Annotated in this window: 3 protein-coding genes; all 3 read left to right on the top strand. The window is 60.0% G+C overall.

The features are described from left to right. Positions 1–250: 250 nt before the first annotated feature. The 3 genes from DKK75_RS08015 to DKK75_RS08005 all read left to right on the top strand — a co-directional run bounded on the left by DKK75_RS08015 (position 251) and on the right by DKK75_RS08005 (position 2,420). On the top strand, positions 251–670 hold the full coding sequence (locus DKK75_RS08015; protein ID WP_146208646.1) for a hypothetical protein: 420 nt from the start codon (positions 251–253) through the stop codon (positions 668–670). A 3-nt stretch (positions 671–673) separates the two neighbouring features. Then, the gene (locus DKK75_RS08010; RefSeq protein ID WP_181414529.1) at positions 674–1,114 is read left to right on the top strand and encodes a YbjN domain-containing protein; all 441 of its coding nucleotides are present in this window, start codon (positions 674–676) and stop codon (positions 1,112–1,114) included. A gap of 73 nt (positions 1,115–1,187) precedes the next feature. After that, positions 1,188–2,420 (top strand): FHA domain-containing protein, encoded by a 1,233-nt coding sequence (locus tag DKK75_RS08005; RefSeq protein WP_110452904.1) that lies wholly within the window; start codon positions 1,188–1,190, stop codon positions 2,418–2,420. Positions 2,421–2,554 lie beyond the last annotated feature (134 nt).

Genomic DNA, 2,554 nt, shown 5'->3' with positions numbered 1-2,554 from the left:
CCGTCATCCAGTTGTCGCTAACGGAAGCCTTGGTGCGAGTCAGACTGGCGCGCCACAGTACCCAGGGGACCCGAACGGACGGTGACCCCTGCTGCGGTAACAGGAAAAAACAAACCCCAACAAGGCGAGATGGAAAGAGACCAGCATGGACGGCGCTGATACAAGATCGGAATCGACGATGGGCGGCTCGCCGGCGTTGAACGAGAAACTGCCGGCAGGGCTCCCGACCTCTCTTGCCCGCCTGGCTAGGATGCTCGGCCAGAGAGGCGTGCCTGTTTTCATTGATGCCGAGGGCGAGTCGGTTCTGGCCACCTTGCTCGAGGGCGAGGTGCTGTATACGCTGACTGCTGGTCTGGACTCCATCAGCTTCAGGAGTCTGTGGAGCCGCGGGTTCAGCTCGGCCCGGTACCGTGATGCCGTCAATGTCTGCAATGAATGGAACAGCGTTGCGGCGTGGACCAAGGCCTACGCCAGCGAACCTTCGGCGGAGGAAGACAGAGCCGTGCGGGTTTTCAGCGTCGGCCAGATTATGTGGGATGAACGAGAGGATGTCTTCGGGGCAAGGCTGGATGATTCGCTGAATACCATACAGGTCTTCTATGCCTGGTTGGGCGAGCAATACCCGGATCCCATACGTATCCCCAGCGGGCCCTATGGAAAGAGAGGCTGAATAGTGGCACAGCGTGATGTAGGACCGGCTGCCGTCGTCGACGATGACCGGATCAAGCGGTGGATGGATCAGCAGAATTTCCATGTCGAGTATCATGAGCATGCCTGGTTCGGAATGTGGGCCAATATCATGCTCACATTCGCTATGGATGGCGAGCATCATGAGTATCTGGTGGTTCGTGGGACTGAGCAGGGCAGCCATCCGAATGTCCAGCATGATTTGCTTAAGGATTGCTGCAATGCCTGGAACCGGGAATATGAGGGGCCGACTGCCTATGTGCAGAGTACCGAGGAAGGCCTGGTCTTCCGCACGGTGTTCGTGGTGAACTGCCAGGGCGGCATGGATGATGACCAGTTCGATCGCCTGATGAAGTATGCCATGGCGGGTTCGGATGGTTTCCTAGGCTTTGCCCAGGGGCAGCTGTCGAAGATAAGGATGGCCTAGGACGAAGTGCAGGATCAGGCGTGACCGTGGTTCCGGAGCATGCACGCTGGCAGTAAGCCCCACCCGGGGCGAAATGCCTGACTTGGCGCTGGCGCAGGTTCTGCTTTCGGGAAGGTATGCGGATTACCTGCTTCCTTTCGCTTATGAGGGAGATTTCCGAGAAGCCAGGTTCTACTATGATTTGACTGGAGCCATATCCCTGGGCCGTGTTCTGCGGCATGGCATTGCTGCTGACCGGTATGCCGGGGTCTTGCAAGCCATAGAGGATGTGGCGCGGGTGTGCGCGGAGGAGCGCGCGGTTCTGCAGACGGTGCTCTGGCATCAGGATTATCTGTACTTTGCCGGTGATGACGCGGTTCCGCGAATGATACAGATACCCATCGTCGATGGGCCCCGCTTCGATGCCAGTCCCCTTTCCCTGCTTTTCAGACTCAGCAAGGTCGACTCTGGCGCTTTTGGGCATCCGGAGTGGTCTCAGTCGGTTGAGGCGTTCGTGCAAACAAGCAAGGACTTCAATGCGGATGCCTACCATGCCATGCTGGCGTCGATTCTTCCGGCGGGCAGGTCCCGGACTCTGCCGGGAGGTGATGGCGCCAGCACTGCCTCCTCGGGCTCCGAATCCCGTAGCAAGATTGGTGCCGGGGCGGGCCCAACCGTTACGAATCCGACCGGGGATCATGCGGATGAATCCCATGGCGAGGAGGATGAACGCTACTCGGAAACGATTCTCAAGCTACCGGAGGAGGGAGCTGTCGCGGAGGCTTCCTCTGGGGATCGAGCTCAGGAACCTGATGGCAATCCGGGAATTCGACTTTCGGATGAGGGCAATGATGGGGATACCATTCTGAGGATGTCCCATCATCCTGACCAGGATATACGCGGGGCGGGTGAGGCCTCCGGCGTTTCCGGCGATGAAGGGCCGACCAGCCTCAACATGAGCAGGAGGCCCCGCTTCCGTGTCACCAGAATCCGGGATGGATGCCGTGTGGATTGCAGCCAGGATACGGCCACCATAGGGAGATCCGCCCAGGCTGACATCCATATGGGCGGCAACATGAACGTCAGCAGGATACATGCCCAAGTCAGCCGCCTTCCTGGTGGCGGGTTCGAGATAACGGACCGGCATTCCTCTAATGGAACCAGGGTGTCCGGCCGTCTGCTCGCGCCTGGTGAAACGGCGCCTGTCGGCCCCTCGGGCACTTTCTCTCTTGCTGACTCCGACTTCATGATCGAGGAGCTTGACCGCGAAGGGGCGACGGGATCGTGGAGCGGTTCCCCGTCCTCTGGCCTGGGAGGTGGTGTGTGATGGTTGGTGGTGTTTCTGGTTCCTTGCGGCTTCCTGCGGGGGGCTCCTGGCTGCAGAGGGCGTCTTCGGTCATGTCGCGGGTGGCGGGGTGCGCGCGTCATGCGGCTGCGGGGGAGCGTGCCTTTTCCCGTGCC

It is taken from the genome of Bifidobacterium asteroides (genome assembly GCF_003202695.1).
GTDB lineage: Bacteria > Actinomycetota > Actinomycetes > Actinomycetales > Bifidobacteriaceae > Bombiscardovia > Bombiscardovia asteroides_G.
Note: the sequence above shows the minus strand (reverse complement) of the source record. Positions and strands in the feature narration are given on the sequence as shown.